Here is a 4490-nt window from a genome sequence, read left to right as displayed (position 1 = left end):
CTCGCCCACCTCATGCAACGCGCCCCCGCGGCCGGGCCAGGTCACCGGCCAGCCGCGCGATCTCCCGCGCGTCGGCGGGCCCGGACGGATGCCCGAGCGCCCGCAGTTCGGCACAGATCCGCACGGCGGCCCGGACCAGCGCCTCCTCCAGCGCCTCCGGATCACCGGCCGCGTCCAGCACCATGTGCTGCCACTCCGGATCACGGATGCCGGCCGGGTAGCCCGAGCGCTCGTCCAGCAGGGCGTAGTTGTAGGGGATGAGGGAGGCCGTCCAGCCCGAGGCGGCCGCGTGGGTCACCAAGGTGCCGTCGCCTTCGGCCGTCCCCGAGGTGCCCTCGCCTTCGGCCGGTGCCAGCAGGGCCGGGGCATGGAACGCGCCGACGACCACCGCGGCACGCTCACCGTGCGCCGTGGCGGCGGCGAGACGCGACCGCATCCACCGCTCCCGTCGCAGGTCCAGCTCCGGTACGCCTCCCGCAGCCGCGGCCTCCTGACGCAGCGCCCAGCCCGTCAGCAGCGCGGCCCGCCGCAGCGCCTCCGGCGTGGAACCGGGCGCGGCGGCCTCGACCAGCCGGTCCCACAGGTCGTCCCCGGGGCGCCCGGTGAGACGGGAGAGCAGGGCCGAGGTGATTCCCGCCCGGTCCGGGCCGCCGCCGAGGTCCGCGCCTGCGTCCGGCGGCGACGGAGCCGGCGCCGACACCGGCGTCTCGGCGCTCCCGTCCGCGTCTCCCGCCCATGCGCGGTCCGCCAACGGCAGATCGCAGGCGATCACCGGAACGCCGCGCCGGGCGGCCCAGCGTACGGCCGCCAGTTCCGGCGAGAAGTCGGCGAAGGGATAGAACGCGGGGCCGCCCGCGCCGCCCCCAGGAGCGGCGGCGAGGGCGACCGGCGCCCGGGTCTCCTCATGCGCGAGCCAGGGCAGCCACTCCTCCAGCTCGGCGGGGAGCTCCACGAGCACCACGTCGGGCTCGGCCGCGTCGAGCAGCGCGGGCACGGCGGCGGCCAGGGAGGGCGCGTGGTGGCGCACACCGATGAGACAGGGCGCCGCCGGGTCGGTCAGAAGGGCGACGGCCGCCTCAGGAGAGTCGTGCGTGGCAGCCGTGCCGGGGGAGCCGTGTGGGGCGACGGCCGCCTCGGGGAAGTCGTCCGAGGCCACAGCCACACCGTGCGGGTCGTGCACCGTCGGAGCGATGTCGGGGGAGTCCTGCGGCACGGTCGTCAGCCCTCCAGGACCGTGCGCAGGTCCCACAGCGTGCGCCAGGTGGCCGAACCCTGTTCGGCACGGCGCCGGACCGGGCCGTCCCAGTAGCCGCGCAGCCGGGCCGCGTCCGCCGGGTCGTCCTTGTGCACGACACCGAGAAGATGACCCGGCAGCAGCCCGAGCACGTCACGGTCTCCCGGGAAGTAGGCGGCGGCCAGCCCCAGCGCGCCCGCCACGGAGACGGCCTCCGCCGTGCTCAGCACCGTGGACGGCCGCTCCACCTCCCAGCCCTCCGCCGACCGGCCCTCCCTGAGGTCACGGAAGACGGTGACCAGCGCCTCCAGGACCGCGCCGTCGACCTGGAAGGGCGCGCCCGCCCGCTCCACCGACGCTCTCGCCTGCCCGCGGACCAGCGCGGTCTCGGCGTCGAGGTCGGCGATGGGGCCGACCGTCTCGAAGTTGAAGCGGCGCTTGAGCGCGGCGGACATCTCCGAGACGCCCTTGTCCCGCAGGTTGGCGGTGGCGATGAGGTTGAAGCCGGGCGCCGCGTGCGCCAACCCGCCCTCACCGCCCGCCAGTTCGGGGATCGCGATGCGCCGCTCCGACAACAGCGACACCAGGGAGTCCTGCACTTCGGGCAGACACCGGGTGACCTCCTCGACGCGGGCGATCGCGCCGCGGGTCATCGCGGTGAGCACCGGCGAGGGCACGAGGGCCGGACGGCTGGGCCCCTGCGCCAGCAACAGGGCGTAGTTCCAGCCGTACTTCAGCTGGTCCTCGGTCGTACCCGCCGTGCCCTGCACGACCAGCCCACTGGTCCCGCACACGGCGGCCGAAAGCAGCTCCGACAGCATGGACTTGGCGGTGCCGGGCTCGCCGACGAGCAGCAGTCCCCGCTCGCCGGCGAGTGTGACGACACACCGCTCCACCAGCGCGCGGTCACCGACGAACTTGCCCGTGATCTCCAGCCGGCGCGGCAGCCCGTCCGGCACCTCGGCGTCCTCGGGCAGGCGCAGCGCCCGGCCGCCGCTGCCCATCACGAACGTGACGACGGCCCGGGGCGTGAGCCGCCAGGCGGGCGGCCGCGGACCGGAGTCGTGGGCCGCGAGGAAGGCCAGCTCGGTGGCGTACCGGTCCTCGGGCGGGACGATCTGGCGGGTGGTGTCGGAGGCGAGGACGGTCGTCATCGGAGGAAGCCCTTCGAGGGGGTACGGACAGACACGGAAGCGGTGCGGGCAGGCATGGCCCAGAGAGCGGTCCCGGCAGACCTGGCCGCCACAGCTTCGAGCCGGCCAGGCATCACCTGAACACACGCCCCCCTGGTGGAGCCCACGGCGGTGATCACCGGCGCCGCCCCCTTCGGGTCGCGCGGGTCGTCAGTTCCTCGTACGCCGGGGCGTCGCCCGTGCGGACGCGGTCCCAGGCGCGGGCGAACAACTCCGGCACGGGGAGCAGCGGTACGGCGCGCTGATGGGCGGGCACCGGGTACAGCCCCTCCTTCCAGGTCTCCACCGGCAGCGCGGGCGACTTCAGGTCGCGCCAGCCGCACGGAAGGAACAACGTCCGCCCGGCACGCGGCCGTTTGGCCTCCACGACCAGATCCGTCGCGGCCAGCTCGGCGCGGGCCTTCTTCAGGCGCGCCGGCTTCCAGCCGGTCCAGCGGGCGCAGTTGCGGTCCGTCGGGTCGGGCAGGGCCAGCAGCTGCAGATAGAGCGCGGCCGCGTCCTCGCCCAGACCGTGCGCCGCGGCCACCTCGGCGACCAGCGCGGGCACACTGACGGACGGGTCCTGCGCGTACCCCGAGGGGCCCTCGGCGCCGACCTCGACGGCGCGGCCCAGCCGGTCGCCGAGGAGCGTGCGCAGGGCGCGCAGACCGGCTCCGCGCTGGGGTCCGACCAAGCCCTCCAGCAGCCCGAACACGGCGTCGTCGGGCCCGGACAGCGCGGCCGGCCTGATCAGGACCGTCTCCGCGTCGCGGTACCAGGGGCGCAGCACGATCGCCTCGGTGACCCGGGTCAGGCCGTGCGCGTCGGCGCCGCCGGTCGCGGGCAGCCCGTACACCTTGCGCAGCTCCACGGCGGTGGGGCCGCCCTTCTCCGTCATCTCGACGTCCAGTCCGAGCAGCAGCTCCGGGTCGGACATCCGGCGGCGGACGGCGGCCAGACCGCCGGGGAGCGCGGAGCGCAGCGGGTGGCCGTAGGGCAGGCCGTAGGCCAGCGCGGCGAGTCCGTCGAGGGCGTTCGACAGGGCGTACCGGCCGGGCATCGCCGCCGGGTCCTCGGGTGTGAGATTGCCGTCCTTGTCCGGCCGCAGGACCGTGGTGCGGCTCAGCCACGGCGTGCGGGACGGGTTGAGCACGTCCTCGGCGTGTCCGTGACCGAGCCCGGCCAGCTCGGCCCTGACGTCCTCGGGGACGCGGACCAGCGAGCCGAACCGCTCGGCCCACACCCGGCCCGCGCCGTCCGCGTCCGGCCCCGTCGTCCACAGGGCGGCCGGGTCCGCGGGCAGCAGCGCGCCGAGCAACGACGTCCGTCGCTTCGCGTCCAGCCCGTGCAGCAGGGCGTTGCCGAAGTCCCGCTGCCGGGGCTTGAGTCCGATCGTGGCCAGGCTCTCGGCCGAGGGATCGTGCGGCTGCCCGGCGAGCAGCACGGCGGCCTGCACGGGACCGAGCCCGCCGCCGGTCGCCGCCACCAGCGCCGCGGGCGCCTCGGGCTGCCAGGGCGCGGCGCCCTTCTCGCGGACGAGGCGGGTGACGGCGGCCAGGTCGTCGGCGGAGATCGCGGGGTCGTAGTCGGCTTCCGAGCCCAGGGTGAAGTGGGCGACCGCGCCGAACGCACCGGACGGATCGTGGTCCAGCGCCAGCCAGTTGACCCGGCCCCGGTGCAGGTCGACGTTCTGGCAGCCGAGGATCACCACCGTGCGGCCCGCACGGCGCAGCACCTGCCCGGCGCGCTGCTGCTTGTCGTGCGGTTCGCTCAGCACGACCTTCCGGAGCGTGCCGCCGGCGGAGACGAGCGGGCCTTCGGCGAGGGCCTCGAACAGCAGGAGCAGCGGCTCCCGTTGGGCATCGGTCAGGGCCGGTGAGGCGGCCCGGTAGGCCAGCGCGCGCAGCAGGCCCAGCGCGGGCGGCCACACCATGCCGATGTCCGGGACGGTGTGCTCCTCGCCGCGCCAGCCGTCCCCGAGGGCTCCCAGCCGCTCCCGGTCGGGCAGCGGCTTGCCGTCGGCCGGACTGCCGCGGCGGAGGGACTGCCGCTGGCCGAGCGGGTCGCCGTGCTCTTCCGGGCCT

General features: G+C 75.8%; 1 protein-coding gene and 2 pseudogenes. All 3 read right to left on the bottom strand.

What is annotated here, in order from left to right; translation table 11 throughout:
* Positions 1 to 22 precede the first annotated feature (22 nt).
* Positions 23 to 1060, bottom strand: a pseudogene (locus tag ACWEN3_RS42135) (DUF5682 family protein); the annotation flags it as partial.
* Positions 1061 to 1218: 158 nt separating this feature from the next.
* Positions 1219 to 2388: an AAA family ATPase gene (locus ACWEN3_RS42130; RefSeq protein ID WP_452982740.1), complete on the bottom strand. Its 1170-nt coding sequence runs from the start codon at positions 2386 to 2388 to the stop codon at positions 1219 to 1221.
* Positions 2389 to 2542: 154 nt separating this feature from the next.
* A pseudogene (locus ACWEN3_RS42125) lies at positions 2543 to 4490 on the bottom strand (hypothetical protein); the annotation flags it as partial.

The organism is Streptomyces sp. NPDC004561 (genome assembly GCF_053602155.1).
This window is presented reverse-complemented; position numbering and strand designations above follow the sequence as displayed.

Coding starts and splice junctions, on each gene's coding strand:
- ACWEN3_RS42130 (WP_452982740.1), bottom strand. CDS start 2,388: ATGACGACCGTCCTCGCCTCCGACACCACCCGCCAGATCGTCCCGCCC.